The 21244-nt window shown below is 68.9% G+C and carries 21 protein-coding genes; 10 read left to right on the plus strand and 11 right to left on the minus strand.

The genetic code is table 11. From position 1 onward, the window contains the following. The first annotated feature begins 120 nt into the window (after window positions 1-120). Complete coding sequence (locus tag ACPYN9_RS02675) at window positions 121-966, plus strand: PhzF family phenazine biosynthesis protein (RefSeq protein ID WP_424463667.1); 846 nt, start codon at window positions 121-123, stop codon at window positions 964-966. Between the two features lie 613 nt (window positions 967-1579). Here ACPYN9_RS02675 and ACPYN9_RS02680 read toward each other — a convergent pair. Beyond that, entirely contained in the window at window positions 1580-2485 is a 906-nt protein-coding gene (locus ACPYN9_RS02680) for a pentapeptide repeat-containing protein (RefSeq protein WP_424463668.1), read from the minus strand. 201 nt (window positions 2486-2686) lie between these two features. On the opposite strand from ACPYN9_RS02680, the gene ACPYN9_RS02685 reads away from it, so the two are divergent. The 4 genes from ACPYN9_RS02685 to ACPYN9_RS02700 all read left to right on the plus strand — a co-directional run bounded on the left by ACPYN9_RS02685 (window position 2687) and on the right by ACPYN9_RS02700 (window position 7037). Further along, complete coding sequence (locus ACPYN9_RS02685) at window positions 2687-4249, plus strand: aldehyde dehydrogenase family protein (RefSeq protein ID WP_424463670.1); 1563 nt, start codon at window positions 2687-2689, stop codon at window positions 4247-4249. A gap of 82 nt (window positions 4250-4331) precedes the next feature. Next, window positions 4332-5282, plus strand: a complete 951-nt coding sequence (locus tag ACPYN9_RS02690; RefSeq protein ID WP_424463672.1) for a metal ABC transporter substrate-binding protein — start codon at window positions 4332-4334, stop codon at window positions 5280-5282. Further along, window positions 5279-6052, plus strand: coding sequence for a metal ABC transporter ATP-binding protein (locus ACPYN9_RS02695; protein WP_424463673.1), 774 nt, complete (start codon window positions 5279-5281; stop codon window positions 6050-6052). Before ACPYN9_RS02690 ends, ACPYN9_RS02695 begins: the two co-directional genes overlap by 4 nt. Window positions 6053-6173: 121 nt before the next feature. Further along, window positions 6174-7037, plus strand: coding sequence for a metal ABC transporter permease (locus tag ACPYN9_RS02700; protein WP_424463675.1), 864 nt, complete (start codon window positions 6174-6176; stop codon window positions 7035-7037). Between the two features lie 688 nt (window positions 7038-7725). On the opposite strand, the gene ACPYN9_RS02705 is transcribed toward ACPYN9_RS02700, so the two are convergent. Both ACPYN9_RS02705 and ACPYN9_RS02710 read right to left on the minus strand, forming a co-directional pair. Continuing rightward, on the minus strand, window positions 7726-8484 hold the full coding sequence (locus tag ACPYN9_RS02705; RefSeq protein WP_424463676.1) for a metal-dependent transcriptional regulator: 759 nt from the start codon (window positions 8482-8484) through the stop codon (window positions 7726-7728). Window positions 8485-8703: 219 nt separating this feature from the next. After that, the gene (locus ACPYN9_RS02710) at window positions 8704-9036 is read right to left on the minus strand and encodes a tryptophan synthase subunit alpha (protein WP_424463678.1); all 333 of its coding nucleotides are present in this window, start codon (window positions 9034-9036) and stop codon (window positions 8704-8706) included. 146 nt (window positions 9037-9182) lie between these two features. Between ACPYN9_RS02710 and ACPYN9_RS02715 the strand changes: the two genes are divergently transcribed. Together ACPYN9_RS02715 and ACPYN9_RS02720 are read left to right on the plus strand one after the other, a co-directional pair. Next, complete coding sequence (locus ACPYN9_RS02715; protein ID WP_424463679.1) at window positions 9183-10979, plus strand: sensor histidine kinase; 1797 nt, start codon at window positions 9183-9185, stop codon at window positions 10977-10979. Further along, a complete protein-coding gene (locus ACPYN9_RS02720) occupies window positions 10976-11632 on the plus strand; it encodes a response regulator transcription factor (protein ID WP_424463681.1) in 657 nt (218 codons plus the stop codon). The genes ACPYN9_RS02715 and ACPYN9_RS02720 overlap by 4 nt, the downstream gene beginning before the upstream one ends. A gap of 270 nt (window positions 11633-11902) precedes the next feature. On the opposite strand, the gene ACPYN9_RS02725 is transcribed toward ACPYN9_RS02720, so the two are convergent. From ACPYN9_RS02725 to ACPYN9_RS02745, 5 genes are all read right to left on the minus strand, one after another. Further along, window positions 11903-12283 carry a hypothetical protein gene (locus ACPYN9_RS02725; protein ID WP_424463683.1) on the minus strand — a complete coding sequence of 127 codons (381 nt, stop codon included), beginning with the start codon at window positions 12281-12283 and terminating at the stop codon, window positions 11903-11905. Next, window positions 12280-13551, minus strand: a complete 1272-nt coding sequence (locus ACPYN9_RS02730; protein WP_424463685.1) for a phosphotransferase family protein — start codon at window positions 13549-13551, stop codon at window positions 12280-12282. The genes ACPYN9_RS02725 and ACPYN9_RS02730 overlap by 4 nt, the downstream gene beginning before the upstream one ends. A 168-nt stretch (window positions 13552-13719) precedes the next feature. Then, the gene (locus ACPYN9_RS02735) at window positions 13720-14130 is read right to left on the minus strand and encodes a hypothetical protein (protein WP_424463687.1); all 411 of its coding nucleotides are present in this window, start codon (window positions 14128-14130) and stop codon (window positions 13720-13722) included. A 188-nt stretch (window positions 14131-14318) separates the two neighbouring features. Further along, window positions 14319-14867 carry a type 1 glutamine amidotransferase domain-containing protein gene (locus ACPYN9_RS02740; protein WP_424463688.1) on the minus strand — a complete coding sequence of 183 codons (549 nt, stop codon included), beginning with the start codon at window positions 14865-14867 and terminating at the stop codon, window positions 14319-14321. Between the two features lie 148 nt (window positions 14868-15015). Continuing rightward, on the minus strand, window positions 15016-15993 hold the full coding sequence (locus ACPYN9_RS02745) for a DNA topoisomerase IB (RefSeq protein WP_424463690.1): 978 nt from the start codon (window positions 15991-15993) through the stop codon (window positions 15016-15018). A gap of 204 nt (window positions 15994-16197) precedes the next feature. On the opposite strand from ACPYN9_RS02745, the gene ACPYN9_RS02750 reads away from it, so the two are divergent. Continuing rightward, on the plus strand, window positions 16198-16428 hold the full coding sequence (locus tag ACPYN9_RS02750; RefSeq protein ID WP_424463692.1) for a hypothetical protein: 231 nt from the start codon (window positions 16198-16200) through the stop codon (window positions 16426-16428). Window positions 16429-16473: 45 nt separating this feature from the next. Further along, entirely contained in the window at window positions 16474-16947 is a 474-nt protein-coding gene (locus ACPYN9_RS02755; RefSeq protein WP_424463694.1) for a hypothetical protein, read from the plus strand. 198 nt (window positions 16948-17145) lie between these two features. On the opposite strand, the gene ACPYN9_RS02760 is transcribed toward ACPYN9_RS02755, so the two are convergent. From ACPYN9_RS02760 to ACPYN9_RS02770, 3 genes are all read right to left on the minus strand, one after another. Further along, entirely contained in the window at window positions 17146-18012 is an 867-nt protein-coding gene (locus ACPYN9_RS02760) for an IclR family transcriptional regulator (RefSeq protein ID WP_424463696.1), read from the minus strand. Between the two features lie 62 nt (window positions 18013-18074). Beyond that, on the minus strand, window positions 18075-19676 hold the full coding sequence (locus ACPYN9_RS02765; RefSeq protein WP_424463697.1) for a GMC family oxidoreductase: 1602 nt from the start codon (window positions 19674-19676) through the stop codon (window positions 18075-18077). Next, window positions 19673-20284 carry a hypothetical protein gene (locus tag ACPYN9_RS02770; RefSeq protein WP_424463699.1) on the minus strand — a complete coding sequence of 204 codons (612 nt, stop codon included), beginning with the start codon at window positions 20282-20284 and terminating at the stop codon, window positions 19673-19675. Before ACPYN9_RS02770 ends, ACPYN9_RS02765 begins: the two co-directional genes overlap by 4 nt. Before the next feature lie 262 nt (window positions 20285-20546). On the opposite strand from ACPYN9_RS02770, the gene ACPYN9_RS02775 reads away from it, so the two are divergent. Beyond that, a complete protein-coding gene (locus ACPYN9_RS02775; protein WP_282856664.1) occupies window positions 20547-21110 on the plus strand; it encodes a DJ-1/PfpI family protein in 564 nt (187 codons plus the stop codon). Window positions 21111-21244: the final 134 nt, after the last annotated feature.

The raw sequence follows: 21244 nt of genomic DNA on the forward strand, positions 1-21244 counted from the left end.
CTACCGTGACGAGACCAGCGCCGCCGAACGCGTCGCATCCGCGGGCGCGGGCACATCGGCCGCCAGGTCCGCATCCGCATCCGCATCCGCATCCGCAATCCGCAATGAAAGGCACCGCCCGTGACCGCCTCGCGCCCCTTCGCCCAAGTCGACGTGTTCTCGCAGACCCCCTACCTCGGCAACCCCGTCGCCGTCATCCTCGACGCTGAGGGCCTCACAACCGACGACATGGAACGCATCGCGCGCTGGACGAATCTGTCAGAGACCACGTTCATCCTCCCTCCGACCGACACCAACGCCGACTACCGACTGCGGATCTTCACGCCAGGAGGCGAGCTGCCGTTCGCCGGCCACCCCACCCTCGGCTCAGCCCACGCCTGGCTCGAACGCGGAGGCGAACCCCAAAGCGAAGGCCGCCTCATCCAGGAGTGCGGCGCGGGCCTCGTCGAGGTGCGCAACGACGACGGGCACCTGTCGTTCGCGGCCCCTGCGACCCTGCGCAGCGGACCCCTCGAAGCTGACCTGCTGGAACGCATCGTCTCGGCCTACGGCATCACCCGCGACCAGATCATCGACCACCAGTGGATCGACAACGGGCCCGGCTGGGCAATCGTGCAGCTCGCATCCGCGCAACAGGTGCTCGACCTCAACCCCGACTTCGCGCAACTGGCCGGGATCATGGTCGGCGCCGTCGGCGCATACCCGCCAGGCTCGCCCCACGCGTTCGAGCTGCGCAGCTTCGCGCCCGCGATCGGCGTCGACGAAGACCCAGTCTGCGGCAGCATGAACGCCTCGACAGCCCAGTGGATGCAGCGCACCGGTGTCGCGCCCGGCGCGAGCTGGCGCGTCTCCCAGGGCACGCGTCTCGGCCGCGCCGGCGACATCACTGTGACCATCGACGACGCAGGCGCCGTCTGGGTTGGCGGCCGCACCACGACCCTCTTCACGGGGACCGCCTTCGCGTAGCCCGGCGCGTCCCCGCCCGCGCCGCGCATCCCCCACCGCAGCGCGCTGCGCGCATCCCTCGCCTCGGCGCACATCCCTCGCCTCGGCTCGGCGAGTCCGCCAGGTCGCTGCGCGCGTACACCGTCGCGAGATGCCCCAAAGGGTCGCCACAACCCACCCCAAAACAACCATCTGCGGCATCTCGCGACCCCGCAGCCACGGACTCAGACGCAGCACAAGCCCCGTCGCCACCCGCCAACAACCCCAAAACCCCGCGAGATGCCCCAAAGGGTCGCCACCACACACCCCAAAACAACCATTTCCGGCATCTCGCGACCCCGGAAGCAGAGATCGAGGAAGCGAGAGAGTGGAGAGTCGACAGAGCGAGAAGACACCAGAGCGAAGGTCAGTTGAGCGAGCGGTCAAATGAGCGAGGAAGCGACAGAGCGGGGAGGCGACAGAGCGGGGAGTCATCAGATCACGGGGCCGCGAGGACCCGGGGTCGTGACGTCGACGCGCAGCTCGCATCCTCGCCGCGGAGCACTTCGTCGCACGCTTCACCACAACGGCAGATCCTTCCCATTGGCAGCAAGCGCACACCTAATGGCGACAGGTCACACCCAGCGCCGGCAGATCACGCCCAGTGGCGGGGCCGCGACAGCGAGTCCGGGAGTTGCGTGGACTGGTCACCGAACGCGGCCGCAAGCTGCGTCTGCGTGAGATGCAGCACGTGCCGCAGGTCGGCACCGTGCAACTCAGCATCGCGAAGGTCGGCTCCCAGGAGGTCCGCCCACCGCAGATCCGCGCCGCGAAGCTTCGCGGCGATCAGCAACGAGCCACGCAGCTCGACAGCCCGGAGGTCAGCGCCAGAGAAGTCACTGCCAAGGTAAGCGCCTCGCGGCTCGACCCGGGACCAGACGCCGGATGCGCGTCGCCGCGGCGCGTGCATCCGCCGCACTGCCTGGCTCACCGAGCCGAGCAGTTCCCCCGCCGCTGGTCGACTCGATTCGACGGCGGCCCGCAGCACCGACACGTCCGCGGACGCGGCGTGCGTGTCGACCTGCTCTGAGAGCGCGTCGATGCGACGAAGCAGCGAACGGTCTGAGGTGCGCCGCCTCGCCTCGCTGAGCAGCCACAGCACCTCATGCAGCTGCCGCACCAGCGGGAACACGGCAAACATCGCCTCGCGCAGCTCGTCGCCGTCGCGCCAGTCGCCGCCGCTGAACGTCTGCTGCGTGACGCGCTGGCCTGCACCGTGGCACTCGAAGACCGTGCACCCCCGGTAGCCGCGTTCGAGGAGCACCGAGTGGATGCTGCAGCCGAGATTCGCGTCGAGGTTGCGGCAGGGTTTCCCCGCCGGTTTCTCGTGCGCGAAGTCGTCGCCCCGGGAGAACCCGAGGGCGGTGCAGCACAGCGCCACGCAGTTCGCGCAGTCGCTCTCGAATCGAGCGCCCTCACGGTGCGCCACGGGCGTGGCGGCGATCGGCGTCGGCGTGACTGGCCGGTGCCGCAGATCGCCGTTCGAGTCCTGCCCCTGCATGGTCCGCTCAGACTACATTCGCGGCCAGAGAGGGACCCTCCCGGGCTCCGGGAGGGGCGGCGGGGCGAGACCGCGAAGGGGACGGATGCGCGCATCCCCACCGACCCCGGAGGACGTTCTGCGAGGGTACTCACAGCACGGCCTCGCCTTCCGACCTCGGAGCCGCGGCCCAGACCCTCGCACCGCAACCCCGAGGAACACATGGCCCAGCCACACACCGACACCGCAAGCATCCCCGCAACCGTGGCACGCGCGCGCGCCGCCTTCAACGCGGGAACCACGAAACCACTCGCCTGGCGCGAACAACAGCTCCGCGCCCTCATCGCCCTCCTCCGCGACAACGAACGCGAGCTGCAGGCTGCCCTCTCAGCAGACCTCAGCAAGCCGGCCGCGGAAGCGTTCATCACCGAAATCGGCTTCACGATCTCGAACACGACTCACACCCTCAAGCACCTGCGCTCCTGGCTGAAACCCAAGACGGTGCGCGCATCCACCATGCTGCTGCCAGCGCGCGCCTGGACGATGCTCGAACCCCTCGGCACGACCCTCATCATCTCGCCATGGAACTACCCCGTGCAGCTTGCCCTCGAACCCCTCGCCGGCGCCATCGCTGCGGGAAACGCGGCCGTCCTGAAGCCCAGCGAGATCGCCCCCGCCACGAGCGAGACGATCACGAGACTCATCCGCTCGTACCTGGATCCGGACGCGATCCAGGTCGTCGAAGGCGGCGTCCCAGAGACAACCGCGCTCCTCGCGGAACGCTTCGACCACATCTTCTACACCGGCAACGGCACCGTGGGCCGCATCGTCGCGCGCGCCGCCGCCGAGAACCTCACCCCCACGACACTCGAGCTCGGCGGCAAATCCCCCGCCTACATCGACGACACCGCCAGCCTCGCGGAAGTCGCTCGACGCCTCGCCTGGGGCAAGTTCACGAACGCCGGCCAGACCTGCGTCGCCCCCGACTACGTGCTCACCCTGCCGCACCTGGTCGAGCCTCTGGTCGCGGAACTCCGCGACGCCATCCACGAGCAGCTCGGCCCAGACCCCCAGTCGAGCAGCAGCTACGGACGCATCATCAACACACGACAGTTCGACCGACTCGCGAGCCTCATCGCCGGCGCCGAGCCCACACGCGGAAACGACGCGGGCCGCGAGACCGACACGGCCCGCGACACGGACTCCGCCACGCGCGTCCGCCGACCCGCAGCGCACGCGGCGAGCACCGACGACCGCAGCCCGGCGAGCCCGGCGAGCCCGGCGAGCCCGGCGAGCCCGGCGAGCAATGGCCGCATCGCCATCGGCGGCAGCCATGATCGAGACGCACGCTACGTAGCCCCAACCGTGCTCGTCGACGTGCCCAGGGACGCGGAAATCATGCAGGAGGAGATCTTCGGCCCCATCCTGCCGATCATCGAGGTGGCTGACGCACGCGACGCGACCGAATTCATCCGATCAGGCGACAAGCCCCTCGCCCTCTACGTCTTCACCAACGACGACAGCGTTCGGCGCGAATTTCTTCGCAACACGAGCTCCGGTGGAGTCGGCATCAACGTGCCCGTCGCGCAACTCAGCACGCCGGCCCTGCCGTTCGGTGGCGTCGGTGAAAGCGGCATGGGCTCGTACCACGGTGAGCAGTCGGTGCGCACGTTCAGCCACCAGCGCTCGGTGCTCTCGAAGCCGTTACGCCCAGACACCATGGGCATGGTCTACGCGCCCGTCACCCCGCGTGCCCTGCGCCTGATCAAGCGCTTCATGGGGTGATGCCACTGCACCGACCGTCCGCTGGAAAAGTTCGGCGCACCGAACATTGTTCTTCTAGTCGCCGTAGCGCTATGCTCAGGTCATGCTGACCCCCGTGCTGCACGCAGCCCGAAGGAAGGCCACCCGCATCGCCGCGGCCGGCCTCGCCATCATCGTGCTCGCATCCCTCACCGCCTGCTCGCCCCCCACCGACGACGACGACCGGCCCGTCGTGCTCACGACCTTCACCGTGCTCGCCGACATCGCCAGACACGTCGCAGGCGACGAGCTGCGCGTCGAATCGATCACCAAGGCCGGAGCCGAGATCCACGGCTACGAGCCCACCCCGCTCGACATCGCCAAAGCCTCTGAAGCCGACCTCATCCTCGACAACGGCATGAACCTCGAAGCCTGGTTCGAACAGTTCGTCGCAGGCATGGACGTACCCCACGTCGTCGTCAGCGACGGCATCGAAGAAGTACCCATCGCCGGCGACGCCTACGCGGGCCTCCCCAACCCACACGCCTGGATGTCACCCCTCAACGTGCAGCTCTACGTCGACAACATGGCCACCGCATTCACCGACCTCGCCCCGGAAAGCGCCGACGTGTTCCAACAGAACGCGACCGCATACAAAGCTGAACTGCAAAGCGTGCACGACGAGCTCATCGCCGCCATCGAACCGCTGCCCGCCTCCCAGCGAGCGCTCGTCACCTGCGAAGGCGCCTTCTCCTACCTCGCCCGCGACGCCGGACTCGACGAGGTCTACATCTGGCCCGTCAACGCCGAGCAACAAGCCACCCCGCAGCAGATCGCGGGCGTCATCGACCACGTGCGCGACAACGACGTCCCCGCAGTGTTCTGCGAATCGACCGTCTCCGACGCCCCCATGCGACAAGTCGTCGACGCAACCGACGCCGTCTTCGGTGGCACCCTCTACGTCGACTCGCTCAGCGAAGCCGACGGCCCCGTGCCCAGCTACCTCGACCTCATCCGCCACGACGTCGACACGATCGTCGCCGGCCTCACCGGACAGACAGGCAGCGGATCGTGAGCGCCGCATCCACACCCGCATCGACCCCCACCGCGGCCCCCGCCATCGAGGTCGACCGCCTCACCGTCCACTACGGCGAAGTGCTTGCCCTCGACGGCGCCAGCCTCGCCATCTCGTCTGGCCGCGTCTGCGGGCTCATCGGCATGAACGGCTCAGGCAAGTCGACACTCTTCAAGTCGATCATGGGGGTTGTGCGACCCGACTCGGGCACGGTTCGCATCCTCGGCACATCGTCAGCGGATGCACGCAAGCGGGGCAGCGTCAGCTACGTCCCGCAGAGCGAGCAGGTCGACTGGGACTTCCCCCTCTCGGTGCGCGACGTCGTCATGACCGGACGCTACGGCCACCTCGGGATCACCAGGCGGCCGCGGGCGCGCGACCACGCGGCCGTCGACGCGGCCTTAGAGCGCGTCGAACTCACCGACCTCGCGGGTCGCCAGATCGGGCAGCTCTCAGGCGGACAGCGCAAGCGCGCCTTCGTGGCCCGGGGCATCGCGCAGGAAGCGCAGGTGCTGCTGCTCGACGAACCCTTCGCCGGAGTCGACACCCGATCGCAGTCGACCATGACACGACTCCTCCGCGAGCTCGCCGAACAGGGAGTCTGCATCCTCGTCGCCACCCACGACCTCGGGTCGCTGCCAGAACTCGCCGACGAAGCCGTGCTCTTCAACCGACGCGTGCTGCTGCACGGCAGCCCCGAAGAAGTCATCAAGCCAGACAATCTGGCCCTCGCCTTCGGCATCGACACCGGCAAGGGAGCCGCCGCATGACACGCGTATCCAACGCCAGAGTTGTGGAAACGTGCAGCTCCCCGCCGGCGCGACGGCGATCTTCCACAACTGTGCCTCACGAAATCTGCACGCACGGCCAGCCCCGGGCTGGAGAACGCCCATGAACCTCGTCGATCTCCTGCTCGAACCGCTCGGCTACGAGTTCATGGTGCGGGCCCTCATCACCACCGTCATCACCGCCGTCGTCTGCGCACTCCTCAGCTGCTGGCTCGTACTCATCGGCTGGTCGCTCATGGGTGACGCCGTCTCACACGCTGTGCTGCCCGGGGTCGTGCTCGCCTACATCGTCGGCGCCCCCTTCGCGCTCGGGGCCCTCGTGTTCGGGCTGCTCGCCGTAGGTCTCATCGGCGTCATCCGCGACACCAGCAGGGTGAAAGAGGACGCCGCGATCGGCATCGTCTTCACCACGCTCTTCGCCTTCGGGCTGGTGCTCATCTCGGTCACCCCAAGCCAGACCGACCTCAGCCACATCCTCTTCGGCAACCTGCTCGGCGTCAGCGTCGCCGACCTCGCACAGATCGGAGCGCTCGCGGCGATCGTCGTGGTCGTGCTGCTCGTCAAACGACGCGATTTCACGCTCGTCGCGTTCGACTCCACGCACGCACACGCCATCGGCCTCAACCCGCGAGTTCTCCGCGGCGCACTCCTTGGCCTGCTCGCGTTGACCGCCGTCGTCGCACTGCAGACCGTCGGCGTCATCCTCGTCGTCGCGATGCTCATCATCCCCGGCGCGACCGCGACCGTGCTCACCCGCAGTTTCGCGCGCATGCTCGTCATCGCGCCCATCGTGTCCGTGGTCTGCTCAGCTCTCGGGCTCTACGCCAGCTACTACCTCGATGCTGCTTCCGGCGGCATGATCGTGCTCGCTCAGGGCGTCGCGTTCCTCCTCGCGTACCTCCTCTCACCCACACAGGGTCTTGTCACGTCGCGCCTTCTCGCCCGCCGCCGCGCAGAGGCCGCCTGAAGCGCCGCGCACAGCACCACCCGGGCCAGTCGGTGCGGGAGGAAGACTGGCCTGCCGCCCGTTCGCTCTGGGTGAGCGACTCGATGTGGAGCCCTTCGCTCGCAATCACAGTGACGTGAGCGAGATTTCAGCACCGCCGCTGCCAGAACGTGACGCCACGTCACTCTGACTGTCACAGCACCGCCGACACATCGACAGGTCACTCTGCGTGCGGGGCGCGCGCGGCTCAAACCCTCTCGGCAACATCGGCGCGAGCTCCAGCCCCCTGAAACCTCGCGCACGACGCCCGCGGCTCGCAATCACAGTGACGTGAGTGGGATTTCAGCACCGCCGCGGCCAGAACGTGACGCCACGTCACTCTGACTGTCGCAGCGGCTCCGACATTCACCGCCGCGTCACTCTGACCAGCGAATTGGCAGCACGGGCCGCGGCCACCGTCGCGGTCGTCGTCGTGACCGTCCGACGGATCTACGGCCAGGACGCCCGACGATCGGGGCCGAGCGTTTGGTCCAGCGCAGATTCGGGGCTGGGGCGAACCCGGGCGCCGAAGCCGACACGACGCAAGACCGGGATGGACACGGGGACGCAGCGGACTCCGCCACCGAGAGCCGCGACCAGCGCCGTGGGATCAGAACCTGAATTGTGCGCGCGTGGTGGTTGCGCCGCGACAGGAACCTGGGTTCGCCGCCTACGCCTCGGTGACCCACACGGCGCGGGCAGCTACGGGGCCGAGCGCAAAGGGCCCTGTCACGTCTGGCGCCGAGTCCGTGCGAGCTGCCCCCGAAGACCGATCGCTAGCGGGCAGTTCATCGCCGGCCGCTGCACTCCGACCCCGGTCCGCGACGGTGAGCAGCATCGACTCGGAATACGGGTCGCTTTCCCCGATCTCGAGCTGCGCCCCGACAGTGAGCCCCTTTGCGGCGAAGTACTTGAGGAGTTCCGGGTCCGAGTCGGAGATGCGCTCCACCACGACTCGCACGCCGGCGTCGAGGCTGCTCAGCAGCACAGCCTGAGGGATGCGCAGCTCGCCGTCGGCAGAGGGAATGGGGTCGCCGTGCGGGTCTCGGTCAGGGTGTCCGAGCAGGCTGTCGATTCGCTCGACCATGAGGTCTGACACCGAGTGCTCGAGGTTCTCGGCTTCGTCGTGCACCTCGTCCCAACCGTATTTGAGCACCTCGACGAGGAACGTCTCGAGCAGCCGGTGCCGGCGAATCATGGTGAGCGCGTGCGCCCGCCCCTCTTCGGTCAGCGAGATGCTTCCGTAGCGCGCGTGCTCGAGAAGCCCTTGATCCGCGAGCTTGCGAATGCCTTCCGAGACCGTCGACAGTCGAAGCTGCAGGCGCTCGGCGACGATCGTGGCCGTGACGGGCGCATCGGACCACTCTTGGAGGCTCCAGACCACCTTGAGGTAGTTCTGCGCGCTCACCGAGAGTTCTGACACCGACATGCTGACAAGCCTACGGGCACCCTCTGCAGTGACCACGGATGGAGGAGCGCCACACTGCACCAACTCAACCCCGCACGCCCCGACCCGGCCTTCCCGCACCGACAAGTCCTTGGCCCGACCAGCCCGCCCCTACGGCGCCCCCAATCGACCGCAACCGCGGGATGCGCCCGGGCTCGGATGCGCCCGGGCTTAGCCGCCGTCGGACCCCGTGCGCAGCGTTCAGGCGGTCCAGCGGTCGCCGAACCGGCTGCGGCCGGCCAGCATGGTCCGAACGGTGCTGCTCAGCGGCGGATACTCGGTCGCGATGCGTCGCATGAGCTGCGCGTCGTCTGCTCCGCTTTCCGGGGCTTCGTCGCCGCCCCGTTCGAGCGCTTCGGAGCGCATGAGCAACACCACAAGCTCATCGACCGTCGGCAACTCCTGCATGAAACGCCATGGGTCTTCTCCCCGGCGGGCGCGCGCGTAGATCATCGTTTCGCGCTCGTCCTGCGCCTCGGCGCGGAGGACCTCCAGGCTGGCTCGCCTGGTGAGTTCGTAGCGCTCGGTTTCCACTCGACGAGCCTACGCGCCCCTTCGTCTTCCCGCAGGGTGTTGTGGAAGGCGCGCACCAAACGCGCGCGGCCCAACGCGCTCGCGCACTGCGTGAGAGTGTTCTCACCTGCCAGGATGTAGACCCCTGCACCGCAGATAATCGGTGGATGCGGGTGACCACGTCGGGCAAGGATCAGCGGGAGGTGCGTCCGCGCGCGTCGGTGCGGGTGCGCATTCTGGCGTCGATCCTGCTGGTCACGTTGCTCGGCATGGTCGCAGCCGGCGCGACCAGCTACGTTGCCGCGCGCGAGCGTGTGCTCGGCGGAGTCGACGAGCGGCTCGTCACGGTCGCGGAGAACGTGCGCGGTCTTGTCAGCGGCCAAGAGCTCGCGGCGCCGACCACTCCGGATTCGGCGACCCCGACCCCCACCCCAACTTCGACCACCCCCACAAACTCGGCCGCCCCGTCGGCGCCCTCCACCGCCCCGGCGCGCACGTTCGCGAGCACCACTGAGGCACTGGAGTTGGTTATGCAGCGCCTCGTCCCGGAACGCAACGAGGGCGCCCTCGGCCTCATCGACGGCGTTCCGGCGTTCGTCCCGTCGACCGCGACGCCGTTCTCGCTCGCCGACAGCCCCGCCCTTGTCGCGCGTGCTGTCGCCGAGACGGCGGACGGTTCCGTGCGCATGGGCACCTTCGTCGAAGGCCCCCTCGCCCTCAGGTACGTCGCCGTCCCGTTTACGGTGGGTGACGGGCAGAGCACCGCGCTGTACCTCGCCGCTTACGACCTGCGCGCGGAACTCGCCGACACGAACAGCACCTTCCAGACCTACTCGCTGGTCGCCGTCGTGGCCCTCGGCATCATCGGCCTCGTCGGCTGGTTCGTGGCCGGGCGTCTGCTCCGGCCGCTCCGGGAGTTGCGGGAGACTGCGGCGTCGATCACGGGCAGCAACCGCTCGGCTCGCATCCCCGTCGTCGGGAACGATGACGTGTCGGCGCTCACGGCGACGTTCAACGGCATGCTCGATCGGCTCGACGGCTCGCTCACCGCGCAGCGCCAGCTTCTCGACGACGTGCGGCACGAGCTGAAGACTCCGATCACGATCGTGCGGGGACACTTCGAGATTCTCGACCCGGACGACCCTGCGGAGACCCGCGAGACCGTCGCACTCGCCCTCGACGAGCTCGACCGCATGAGCGAGCTCATCGACGACATTGAGGCGCTGGCAGTGAGCGAGCAGCAGGGTCTCTTGGCCCTCGCGCCGTGCGATCTGCTTGAGCTGACCGAGCAGGTGCACGCGAAGGCGAGCGCCCTCTCCGACCACGACTGGGTGCTCGAGCGTGCTGCGCCGGTCGTCGTGGAGGTTGACGCGCGCCGTATCACGCAGGCGTGGTTGCAGCTCGCCGACAATGCGGCGAAGTACTCGCCGGCGGGTTCACGAGTCGGAATCGGCAGCCTCATGGATGCGCGCGGCGAGCTGCGCCTGTGGGTGCGCGATAAGGGCGTCGGCATTCCCACGTCGGCGCAGGATCGCATCTTCGACCGCTTTGGGCGGGCCGAGACCGGCCGCAGCCAGACCGAGTCTGGCCTGGGGCTGTCGATCGTGCAGTCCATCGCGCGCGGCCACGGCGGCCGCGTCGAGCTCGAGAGCGAGCCGGGGGTTGGTTCGCGGTTCACGATCGTGCTTCCGGCCGCCGCGGGTTGGCCCACTGGCAGCGATGCGGCGATGGATGTGGATGCACGCACGAACGCGCACGCGCACGCGCACCGGCCCTCGGGCCCTGGCACCGCCGCGCACACGGGCGCGGGCCCCACGCAAGTCCCGGGCCCCCTCCCAACCCCGGACGTCACCGCGAACACGCCCGCCAATGCGACGCCGGACGACCGGCCCGGCGCGGCGCACAGCGGGACCGCGCCGCTTTCAGACCCGACCCACGACCCCCAGCGGGAGGACATCGCATGAGCAGCATCCTGGTTGTCGAAGACGAGGCGCGCATCGCCTCGTTCGTCGAGAAGGGCCTGAAGTCGGCCGGCTACGCCGTGACCGTCGCCGGCACTGGCACAGACGGCTTCGAGCTCGCCCGAGGGGGCAACTTCGACCTGGTGCTGCTCGACGTCGGCCTCCCAGGCCTCGACGGCTTTGAGGTGCTTGACCGGCTGCGGGCGGAGGGCCAATCCGTTCCCGTCATCATGCTCACCGCGCGCACGTCCGTCGAGGCGACGGTGCGCGGCCTCGACGGGGGTGCGAATGACTACCTCGCGAAGCCGTTCAAGTTCGACGAGCTGCTTGCGCGCATCCGACTGCGGCTGCGGGATGCGGGGCAGGCGGCGGCCACCGATCTCATCCACGACGATTTGCTGCTCGACCTCAGAACGCGTCGAGTGCGCGTCAACGGCAGCGACATCGATCTCTCGGCACGGGAGTTTGGGCTTGCCGAGCAGTTCTTCGCGAATCCGGGTCAGGTGCTCAGTCGCGAGCAGCTCTTGAGCCGCGTCTGGGGCTTCGACTTCGACCCGGGCTCGAACGTCGTCGACGTGTATGTGCGGTACCTGCGCGGCAAAATCGGGTCGGACCGCATCGAGACGGTGCGCGGCATGGGGTACCGCCTGCGCTGACCGACACCAGCAACCGAGGCGCCGACAGCGATAAACGCTCGCGGACGAGCATCCACGGATCGCCAACCAGCGTTCACCGACCCCCAGCCACCGACCGCAGTCGTCGCCCGCGCAGCAACGGTCCCGCGAGCATCGACCCCGGAATCACCGCCCGCGCAGCATTGCCCGCGCAGCATTGCCCGCGCAGCATTGCCCCCGCAGTCACCGTCCGCGGAGCACCGCCCCCGCAGTCACCGTCCGCGGAGCACCGCCCCGCAGTCACCCTCCGCCTCAGTCGTCGTCCCCGTCGTCGTCTCCGTCGTCATCATCGTCGTCGTCATCGTCGATCTGGGATGGGCCGACGGGGTCGACGGGCACTGGGGCCTGGATGCTGCCGGTCGGGAGGGCGGGCTGCACCGGGTCGGGCACGCCTCCGGGTGCGGGGGTGTTGGTCGGGCTGGGGCTCGCCTGGTCGCTCGGCGACGGGGTGACGCTGATGGTCGTGACGGGCGACTGTGCGCCGATGATGGGGCTTCCCCCGACGACCTCGCCGGGGGACGCGCGCAGCGACATGGCCTGCGCGAAGGTGACGCCGGCGAGCACGATGGCGAGCGCGCCGGCCGCGGCCAGGGCGATCACGAGCCAGCGCGGGCGGGAGGGTTCGGTGCTCATCGTCTCGGCTCCTTCGAGAGTGCGACGGCGTAGTCCAGAATGCGGTCGGGCAGCGCGTCGAGTCCCGCGCCGCCGCGGACGGCCGCCCCGAACGCGTGCGAGAGCAGGTGTGTGAGGGCGACGGCGTTGGCGCGGATGCTCAGGTCGGGGTCGTCGGTCTGCAGCCCGGAGTGGCCGGGTGTGTTCCAGGTGCGAGCGAACTCGCCCCACGCGAGCCGGGTGAGCTCGGCGAGTTCGAAGGTCGCGGTGCGCAGGTCGGCGCGTCCGCAGAGGTCGTGGGTGAGGGCTGTCACGATGGCGTGCGCGTAGAGGCCCCCGAGGTCGTCGGCGAGATCGCCGATTCCGGCGGTGTCGATGTCGACGACGCCGGTGATCGCGGCGCCGCCCCCGGGGCGCGCGCCGGGCTCGACGAAGATCTGTCCCAGGTGCAGGTCGCCGTGTACGGTGCGGGCGGGTCCCGGCCGGGCCGATGCGAGCATCGCGCGGATGCACGCGGCGACGCCGTCGATGTCGCCCGCTCGGGTGGGCCGCAGGTCGTGGAGACGCTGCAGGTACCAGTCGAGCCCGGTCGTCAGGCTCGCCCTGGCGCCCCGCGTCACCTGGGCGGCGCCGATGGAGGCGACGAGCGCCTGAAGCTCCCTCAGGAACGCGAGTCGCGCATCCGGCGTTCCGGGCACGTGCGAGTCGGCGGGCACGCCGGGCATGCGTTCGAGTGCCACGAGTCCCGCCTCGCTCCAGCCTCGGCTTCTCGGCACGGCCACCCCGGCGTGGGCGAGCTCGTCGTGGATGCGGTGCAGCGGCTCCGCGTGACCTGGGCGCACGACTTTGAAGAAGAGCGTGCCCTCTGGTCCCGCGAGGCGCAGCACGGCGCGGCGGCCGGGTCGGTACGCGAGCATCTCGAGCTGCCCTTCGCCGACCGCGCCGAACCGGGCGGCGGTCTCTCTGGCGGAGTCGGGGAATGCGGTCGCGGGGAGCGCCGGCAGTGCCGGGTCGTGCGGGTACCGCCACACGCGTACCTGCTCGTGCGTGGCCGGGTTCTGCACGGTTGTCCACTGCTGCGATTCGCCGGAGGCGGCCGCCGGGTTTGTCGCGGTGTCGATGAAGAGGCGGATGCGCTCGTCGGGACCCTGCCCCGAGGCGAGTTCGACGTCGTACCCTGCAAGCACGCCGTCGCCGCTCGGCTCCGCGCAGGCGAGCGTGACCGAGGCGACCTCGCGCCCGGTGCCCGTGGCGACGGCCTCGATCACCTGCCTGGCTGCTGCGAACATGGGCTCCTCCTGCGGAGACGGCGTTGTGGGTGCGGTAGGTGCGGTGCGGGCACCGCGGTCGTGGTCGTGCGTGCCCTCGAACCTACCCGGGCCGATCGAAGCCTCCCCGGGAACCCTGCCAGGCTGTGGACAGGGCGGGGGCGGGCAGACCCCCAGCCGGGTCGGCGACTACGCGCTCGGCACTGACGGCGGCGTCTGCACGCTCACGGGGCTCTGCGCGGTCTGCACGCTCACTGGGCTCTGCGCGGTGGGCACGCTCACCGGGGTCTGCACCGTTGGCACGCTCTGCGGGGTCTGCGCGGAGACGGGGCTTGGCGAGCTGAAGACCGGCGTCGCGGTGGGCGACGCGCTGTTGCCGGTCGTCGGCGATGCCGACGGGCTCGCGGACGGCGTCGCCGAGGCAGTTGGGGATGCGGATGCGGCCGGGCTGCTCGTCGCGGACGGTGTTGAGAGGTTCAACTGCTCACCGGGCACGTCTCGCACTTCGAGCGCGTTGGCGACGCCCGCCCCGCCGACGGCGAGGATGCCGAGGCCGAGGGCACTTGCCGATCCGACGATGATCCAGGTGTTCTTTTTCATGGCGCTTGTCTCCTGTTGACTGCCGAGCCGCGGGTTCGCCTCGGTAGTCCCTAGCTTCGTGAGCGTTCATGAGACGCAGCGTGTGCCGAAGATGAGAGCGGCCTCATCTTGGCCGGCGTCCCCCGACACGCACCGAGGGGCGAGCGGATGCGCACCCGCTCGCCCCTCGGCTCAGTCGTGTTGACGGCTTACGCCGTCTGTCCGCGGTGCTTGCCCTCGGCGACCTCTTCGACGAGCTTCGCGTTGAACGCGGGCAGGTCGTCGGGGGTGCGGCTCGAGACGAGTCCCTGGTCGACGTGGACTTCCTCGTCGACCCACGTTGCGCCCGCGTTGATGAGGTCTGTCTTGAGGCTCGGGAAGCTCGTGAGCGTGCGCCCGTCGAGCACCTTCGCGTCGGTGAGGATCCAGGCGCCGTGGCAGATCACGGCGACTGGCTTGTGGCCTGCGAAGAAGTCGCGCACGAACGAGACGGATGCCTCGTCGAGGCGCAGCAGGTCGGCGTTGCCGACACCGCCCGGCAGGACGAGCGCGTCGAAGTCCGCGGCCTTCGCGTCGCTCGACGCCAGGTCAACGGTCTGCTCGTGCCCATTCTTGCCCGTGACGCTGCCCGCCTCGGGTGCGACGAGCTTCGCCTCGCCTCCGGCCTCGGTCACGGCGCCCCACGGGCTGGTGAGCTCGCTGTCCTCGAAGTCGTTGGTGAGAAGGAATGCCACGCGCTTGGTGTCGAGAGTCGTCATTGCTGATCGTCCTTTCGTCGGGGGATCGGAAGTCGAGGTTTGCTGTTCTGTTCGGGCGAGGGATGCTCGGAGCCGGAATCGAACAGGTCACTACCGTCTCGCATCGGCCGCCGAGAAACTTGGACGCGCAGTGTGCGCCGACTGGTTGTCAGCTGGACGAGCCGAGCAGCAGCTCACGCAGCGCCGCCTCGCCCGACCCTCTACCCTTCGCGATGACCTTGCCCTCGCCGTAGGCCTCGATCACCCGCGGGTCGATGTAGCTCGCCCTCGCAACCGCCGGCGTGTTGCCCAGCAGCTCAGCGGTGTCGCGCACTGCCTGGGCGACCAGCGACTTCCGCTCTCGAACCGTGCCGCCGATACCGAGCTCGGCCAAGCGTCCGGCGGCGAAGACCGTGCCATGCAAGGTCCGGAAATCCTTCGCTGTGAACTCGCCTTTGGTTCGGGCCCTGATGTCGTCGTTGACCTCGCGCGCCGAGAGCCGCCGCCAGGCGCGACCGTCCCGCCACGACAGGATGCGCCGCCCGGGCGAGCCGCTCCCCTTCCGTTCGCCGAGGAACGTGACCAGCTCGAGGTCCTCGATCAACGCGCTCCACGGCACGCCGCTCTTGCCCTTGAACTCGAGCAGCACCAGCTCGTCCTGCAGCAGGATGTGCCGATTCAGCAGGGTCGTGAGTCCGCGATGGCCGAACTGCTTCGCCGAGCGTTCGCTGCCGACGCGCAGGAACGCGGTGTCGAGCAGCTTGAAGCTCGCGGCGAGCGACGCCTCGCGGCTCGCGCTCTGAGCCCTGAGGGCACTCGTGGCTGAGCGTCTCGCCGCGGGCAGCACGCGCGAGAGCTCGAGCGCCCTGTCGAAGGTCACGATCTGCCGCTTGGCCGTCCAATCGGGATGGTAGATGTACTGCGTCCGGCCCAGCGCATCCACCCCGACTGCAAGCACGTGCGCATTCTGGTGCGGGGCGATGCGCACGTCCCGCCAGGCCGGCGGGATGGCGAGCGACGCGAGGCGTCGGCGCACCTCGGCATCGACGATGCGCTCACCGCGTTCATCCCGGTAGCTGAACCCGCTTCCCGCCGGGTGCCGCGTCCACGCCGCATCCGCCGACGTCCACCTTCGCAGTCGAACCATCCTCTTTGAGTAGCACCCGACGGGCCGGGGAGGCAAGGCTTGAACGCTGAGGACTCGCATGGCGTATTTCTTGGAGGTAACCACCTTCCAGGGAGGTCGTGAGAGCCATCCACAGATTCCTTGGGAACCGCCCTTGCGCACAGGTCAGTGCGCGAGGATGCGATCATCCGTCCGAGACGGTCGCACACGACGGCAGGAGCCCCCATGCCATTCCCCGTTCCACCTCTCACCGCGACGATGCCCGCAGAAGGCCGCGTCGACCGCCTCTCCGAGCACACGTACCGGGTTGTCCGAGATGGGCGCGTGCTCGGGTTCATCAACAAGATCGATGAGCTCTGCGTCGTCTCTTCCGGAGCCGACCCGGCAACCGCCCTCGAAGTGCTGCAGACTCGCGACTTCGCCCGAGCCGTGAAGGAGCTCCAAGACCGAGGCTGACGCGTGACGTTGCGGGCGGGCCGCGCGGTGCGTCATTCTGACACCATGCGTCTCGGGGTGAAACTCGCCGCTGTCCTCGCGGCCGGCTTGCTGGTGAGCGGATGCTCGCCGCGCGGCGTCGAGAGCGGCCCCGCAGCAGAGACGACCGCGCCGGCTGCTGCCGAGAGCGCCGCAACCGAGAGCGCTGCCGGGCCGTCCCCCAGTGCGGACGGCAGCACGGGCGAGCTTGTCCTCGCCGCGACCGCCGACGACCGGCACTCCTGGATCACCGCGGAAGCCCGCGTGCTCGGAGTCACCAAAAGCGGCACGTGCGAGTACTCCGCGAGCGCGGAAGGCGTCGGCACAGTCACTCGCACGGCGAAGGCGTTGTCGAGCAACTTCGATACCGTCTGCGGCGACATCTCCTTCGAGCTGGGCACCCCAGCCACCTACACGGTGAGCGTCACCATCACGGGGGTCACCGACGAGCCCCTGAGCGCGAGCACCGAGGTGGAGTTCCTGGGGTCGACCGCCGACTGAGTGCCAGACTCACTCGCCAGCTCCTGTCTCCTCCCTCTCGCTCACTCCGCCTCCTCGCTCCTCCTCCACACCTCGCATCCGGGCAATCCACACGAGAAAACGATGCTCGCGCGCTGGCGAACCAGCGTTTCCCGTGTGCCTGTAGCCCGGGCGAGGAGGAATCTGCGCAGACGCGCATCCCTCTCGAGGAAGAATCCCTCAGCGGCCGCGTCGGACAAGGTGGCTCGCTCTCGCACCCGCGCCGCGAAGGAGCCGCTCGAGTTCGTCGGAGCGACCCCCGAGGCGGGGCGACTCGAGCGAGAAAGCGACCGCGCCGATAACCTCCCCCGAGGCGCTGCGCACGCCAACCGCGGCGCAGGTGTGGCCCGCCACGAACTCCTCGCGCTCCCACGCCACTCCCCGCAGCCTGACCCTCTCGAGGTGCCGCTCGAGTTCCTCGCGCGACGTGATCGTCCCTTCGGTGAACGCGGGCATGCCGTTCGCGTCGAGGAACGAATCCCGCTCCTCCACGCTCATACCGGCCAGGATGATCTTGCCGAATGCCGTCGCGTGCGTCGCCTCGTGGAAGCCGAACTCGAGGGGGCGAATGCGTTGCGCCCGCGCCGAGTCGGCGACATGCGCCACGACCACGTCCGTGCCCCGATAGACCGCGAAATACGCGGCCACGTCACCTGCCTCGTGCAGCGTCTGCACGACCGCACGCATCGGCGGCGACACCCCGAGCTGCTGGTGCAGCGCCCGGCCGAGCTCATGCACCTTGTAGCCGAGCTCGAAGCGTCGTTCCTCCCGGAGGTGCACAAGGTAGTCCGCATCCACGAGCAGCTGCGCGAGGCGATACACCGTGGGCAGCGAGCATCCGAGCGCCTCCTTAATCTCCGTCGCACTGGCCCCGCCGTTCTGGGCGACGAGCTCCAGGAGCGACAGCGCCTTGAGCGTGCTCGACGACGGCGCGGCCGCCGCCGGGCTCGCAGCCGATGCCCCGGCGGGAACGGGAGCTGGTGCCCCGGGCACCGCGGCGACCGCGGGTTCGGATCTGGTGGCGGGGGTATCCACGTCGACACTCACCGCAGCAGTATGCGCAGCGAAGACTGGGTCCGCGGTGAGTGTCGCGTGGCTCACGACTCCCCCTACAGCTCGCCGGCGCGCAACTGCGACGCCAGGTAGTCGGCCTGACGCATGGCCAGTGCCACGATCGTCAGCGTCGGATTCGCTGCGGCGCTGGTTGTGAACACGGACCCGTCGCCGACAAACAAGTTCGGCACGTCGTGCGACGCTCCCCACCGGTCGACGACCCCATCCTCCGGCCGCTCGCTCATGCGCGCCGTGCCCAAGTTGTGCGTCGACGGGTATGGCGGGGTGCGGTGGACGTGCTCGGCACCGACCGCCTCGTAGAGCAGAGTTCCCCGACTGTAGCCGTGCTCGCGCATCGCTGCATCGTTGGGGTGGTCGTCGTAGTGGACGTTCGGGACCGGCAGTCCGTTCGCATCCGTCACCGAGCGGTTGAGCGTGATGCGGTTCGATTCCTGGGGCAGGTCCTCGCCGACGATCCACATGCCTGCCGTGTTCTCGTAGGCGTCGAGCACGGACGTGAACGACTTGCCCCACGCCCCAGGGTCGGCGAAGCTCGCGAGGAACGCGGGCCCGAGCGACAGCGTCTCCATGAAGTAGCCCCCGACGAAACCGCGCGACGGGTTATGGCCTGATTCGTCACGGATCACCCCGGCCATGGTCTCCCCGCGGTACATGCGCACGGGTTTGTCGAAGCGGGCGTACAGCGAGCCCGTCGTGTGGCGCATGTAGTTGCGGCCGACCTGGCCTGACGAATTGCCGAGTCCGTCTGGGAACAGCGCGCTGGCGCTCAGCAGCAGGAGCCGCGGCGTCTCGATCGAGTTGCCCGCCACGACGACGACGCGCGCACGCTGTCGCTGCAGGTTGCCCTCCCTGTCGAGGTACAGCACCCCATCCGCCCGGCCATCGACATCGTGCGTGACCTGCACCGCGTGGCTCTCCGTGCGCAGGTCGAGGAGCCCGGTCTCGAGGGCGCGGGGGATCTCGCGCACCATCGTGCTCCACTTGGACTTGTTTTTGTCACCCTGGAAGTTGAAGCCGTCCTGAATGGATGCGGGGCGCCCGTCGTACGGTTCCGCGTTCGTTCCGTACGGCCCCGTCGCGTAGTGCACGTAGCCCGCTCGCTTGGCGCCCTCGGCGAAGACCTTGTAGTTGTTGCTCGCCGGCAAGGGGGCCCGCCCACCCGTGTGCGTCGAACCGATCGCATCCTCCGCCTTGGCGTACCAGGGTGCGAGCTCCGCAAGCGTGATGGGCCAGTCGAGGAGATTCGCGCCGTCGACGCGGCCGTACGTGCTGCGCGCCTTGAACTCGTGCTCGTAGAAGCGAGGCGTCGCGCCAGACCAGTGCGTCGTGGTCCCGCCGACCGCCTTCACGATCCACGCGGGCAGGTTCGGGAAGTCTTTCGCGATGCGCCACGAGCCGCTCGTCGTGCGCGCATCCAACCACGCCATCTGGTTGAACGCCTGCCACTCATTGTTCTCGTAGTCCTCATTGCGCAGGTATGGTCCAGCCTCGAGCACCACCACGGGAATGCCCTTGGCCGTCAGCTCGTGCGCGATCGTGCCGCCGCCGGCGCCGGAACCGACGATGACCACGACCTCGTCGTCCTGCGGGATGGGCTTCCCGAACTGCGTGGGGCGTGCGCTCGTTCCATCAGTCATCGCTCGACTCCTTCGTGGCTTGCGGCGAGGTCGCCTGGCTGGTTCGTTGCAATGGGAGCATCGGATGCGCGGCCCGCGTGCGCTGCGGCCGCCGGGATGCGCACCGCGCCCGTCTGCGGACGTTGCAGGCCCGGGAGCGGCGCGAACGGCACATCCGTCGGCTCCTCGATGCGCGGCTCAGGCACCCAGTCGAGGTCGTCGAAACCGCGGTGCACGTAGCCGCCGAGCTCGAAGGAGGACCCCTCGTAGCCGACCGCCTTCCACACTTCCGGGTCGTCGTAGAGGTTCAGCACCGTCGTGCGGCGGATGAAGCCGAAGAAATCGGTGTGCTCGATGCTCCGCAGCACGGCCGTCGCCTGCTCCTCGTCGAGACCCGTGAAATCGCCCGCAGACAGCGAATCCAGGGTAAGAAGTCCCTGCGTCAACGTGACCCGCAGCCACGTCGACGACTTCGCCTCCTCGAGGATGATGTTCGCCGTCCGCTCGTACGGCGAAGCGGGAAACGAGGGGTGCGGGAACGCCACACGGATGACACGCACGAGCAGATCTCGCGCGTGTTCGGTGAGCTCCGTTTCGTTGAGCTGGGGGTACTTGGCCGGATACGCCATGGGTATCGCTCTCCTCTCCATTGAGGTTCAGGTCTTCGACGGCCCCTGGTGGGGCACCATCCTTCGCGGGTCAGCGGTGACTCGACGGCGGATGCGGTGCTTCATACGGTGCCCCGCACGCTCCTCCCCTCACCAGTCGCTTTCTCGACATGCGAGAAACAGCGTTGCCGGGGCGGACGACGCGGCGGAAGTCTTGGACCCGTCGGGGCAGACGACACCAGCCCCGCGCATCCACCTGCAGCAACTGAGAACGGAGACAACGATGTCCAAGGTCCTGATCCTCGCCGGCGACTTTTCCGAGACCCTCGAGGTGTTCTACCCGTATGAGCGGCTCCGCGAAGAGGGCTACGAGCCCGTCATCGCAGCACCCACCAAGAAGCGTCTCCAGTTCGTGGTGCACGACTTCGAGGGGTACGACACGTTCACGGAGAAGCTCGGGCACGGCTGGAACGCCGACATCGCGCTCGCCGATGTGAACCCGTCCGACTATGTGGCGCTCGTCGTTCCCGGCGGGCGCGCCCCCGAGTACCTCCGCAATAACGAAGACGTGAAGCGCATCGTGAAGCACTTCTTCGGCGAGGACTCCCCCGTCGCCGTCACCTGCCACGGGCCGATCATCCTCGCGAAGGCGGGAGTGCTCGAAGGACGCACTACGTCGGGCTTCCCGGAGATCGCAGCCGACATCGAGGCGGGCGGAGGCACGTACCAAAACTCGGAGGCCCTCGTCGACGGCAACCTCGTGAGCGCCCGCGCCTGGAACGACAACGGCCCGTGGTTCGGCAAGTTCATCGCGCTCCTGCGCGAGAAGGCACCGCTCTCGGCGTAGCCCGCCGCCACCCTGCCCGCTCCGACCGCTCGCTCTCCGCCCTTCGCCGGCGCATCCACACGGGAAATGCATGCTCGTCCGCGCACGAGCATGCATTTCCCGTCTGTCTGAGGGCGTGCGGCGAGCAGCTCCGC

The organism is Pseudoclavibacter helvolus (genome assembly GCF_049707175.1).
In the GTDB taxonomy this organism is placed as follows: domain Bacteria; phylum Actinomycetota; class Actinomycetes; order Actinomycetales; family Microbacteriaceae; genus Pseudoclavibacter; species Pseudoclavibacter helvolus_A.

What these genes read in the sequence shown, in the direction of transcription:
- ACPYN9_RS02765 (WP_424463697.1), bottom strand. Translation starts at nt 19,676, where the DNA reads ATGACTGATGGAACGAGCGCACGCCCCACGCAGTTCGGGAAGCCCATC.
- ACPYN9_RS02755 (WP_424463694.1), top strand. Translation starts at nt 16,474, where the DNA reads ATGCGTCTCGGGGTGAAACTCGCCGCTGTCCTCGCGGCCGGCTTGCTG.
- ACPYN9_RS02715 (WP_424463679.1), top strand. Translation starts at nt 9,183, where the DNA reads ATGCGGGTGACCACGTCGGGCAAGGATCAGCGGGAGGTGCGTCCGCGC.
- ACPYN9_RS02705 (WP_424463676.1), bottom strand. Translation starts at nt 8,484, where the DNA reads ATGTCGGTGTCAGAACTCTCGGTGAGCGCGCAGAACTACCTCAAGGTG.
- ACPYN9_RS02775 (WP_282856664.1), top strand. Translation starts at nt 20,547, where the DNA reads ATGTCCAAGGTCCTGATCCTCGCCGGCGACTTTTCCGAGACCCTCGAG.
- ACPYN9_RS02730 (WP_424463685.1), bottom strand. Translation starts at nt 13,551, where the DNA reads ATGTTCGCAGCAGCCAGGCAGGTGATCGAGGCCGTCGCCACGGGCACC.
- ACPYN9_RS02700 (WP_424463675.1), top strand. Translation starts at nt 6,174, where the DNA reads ATGAACCTCGTCGATCTCCTGCTCGAACCGCTCGGCTACGAGTTCATG.
- ACPYN9_RS02685 (WP_424463670.1), top strand. Translation starts at nt 2,687, where the DNA reads ATGGCCCAGCCACACACCGACACCGCAAGCATCCCCGCAACCGTGGCA.
- ACPYN9_RS02720 (WP_424463681.1), top strand. Translation starts at nt 10,976, where the DNA reads ATGAGCAGCATCCTGGTTGTCGAAGACGAGGCGCGCATCGCCTCGTTC.
- ACPYN9_RS02735 (WP_424463687.1), bottom strand. Translation starts at nt 14,130, where the DNA reads ATGAAAAAGAACACCTGGATCATCGTCGGATCGGCAAGTGCCCTCGGC.
- ACPYN9_RS02725 (WP_424463683.1), bottom strand. Translation starts at nt 12,283, where the DNA reads ATGAGCACCGAACCCTCCCGCCCGCGCTGGCTCGTGATCGCCCTGGCC.
- ACPYN9_RS02740 (WP_424463688.1), bottom strand. Translation starts at nt 14,867, where the DNA reads ATGACGACTCTCGACACCAAGCGCGTGGCATTCCTTCTCACCAACGAC.
- ACPYN9_RS02680 (WP_424463668.1), bottom strand. Translation starts at nt 2,485, where the DNA reads ATGCAGGGGCAGGACTCGAACGGCGATCTGCGGCACCGGCCAGTCACG.
- ACPYN9_RS02745 (WP_424463690.1), bottom strand. Translation starts at nt 15,993, where the DNA reads ATGGTTCGACTGCGAAGGTGGACGTCGGCGGATGCGGCGTGGACGCGG.
- ACPYN9_RS02750 (WP_424463692.1), top strand. Translation starts at nt 16,198, where the DNA reads ATGCCATTCCCCGTTCCACCTCTCACCGCGACGATGCCCGCAGAAGGC.
- ACPYN9_RS02770 (WP_424463699.1), bottom strand. Translation starts at nt 20,284, where the DNA reads ATGGCGTATCCGGCCAAGTACCCCCAGCTCAACGAAACGGAGCTCACC.
- ACPYN9_RS02690 (WP_424463672.1), top strand. Translation starts at nt 4,332, where the DNA reads ATGCTGACCCCCGTGCTGCACGCAGCCCGAAGGAAGGCCACCCGCATC.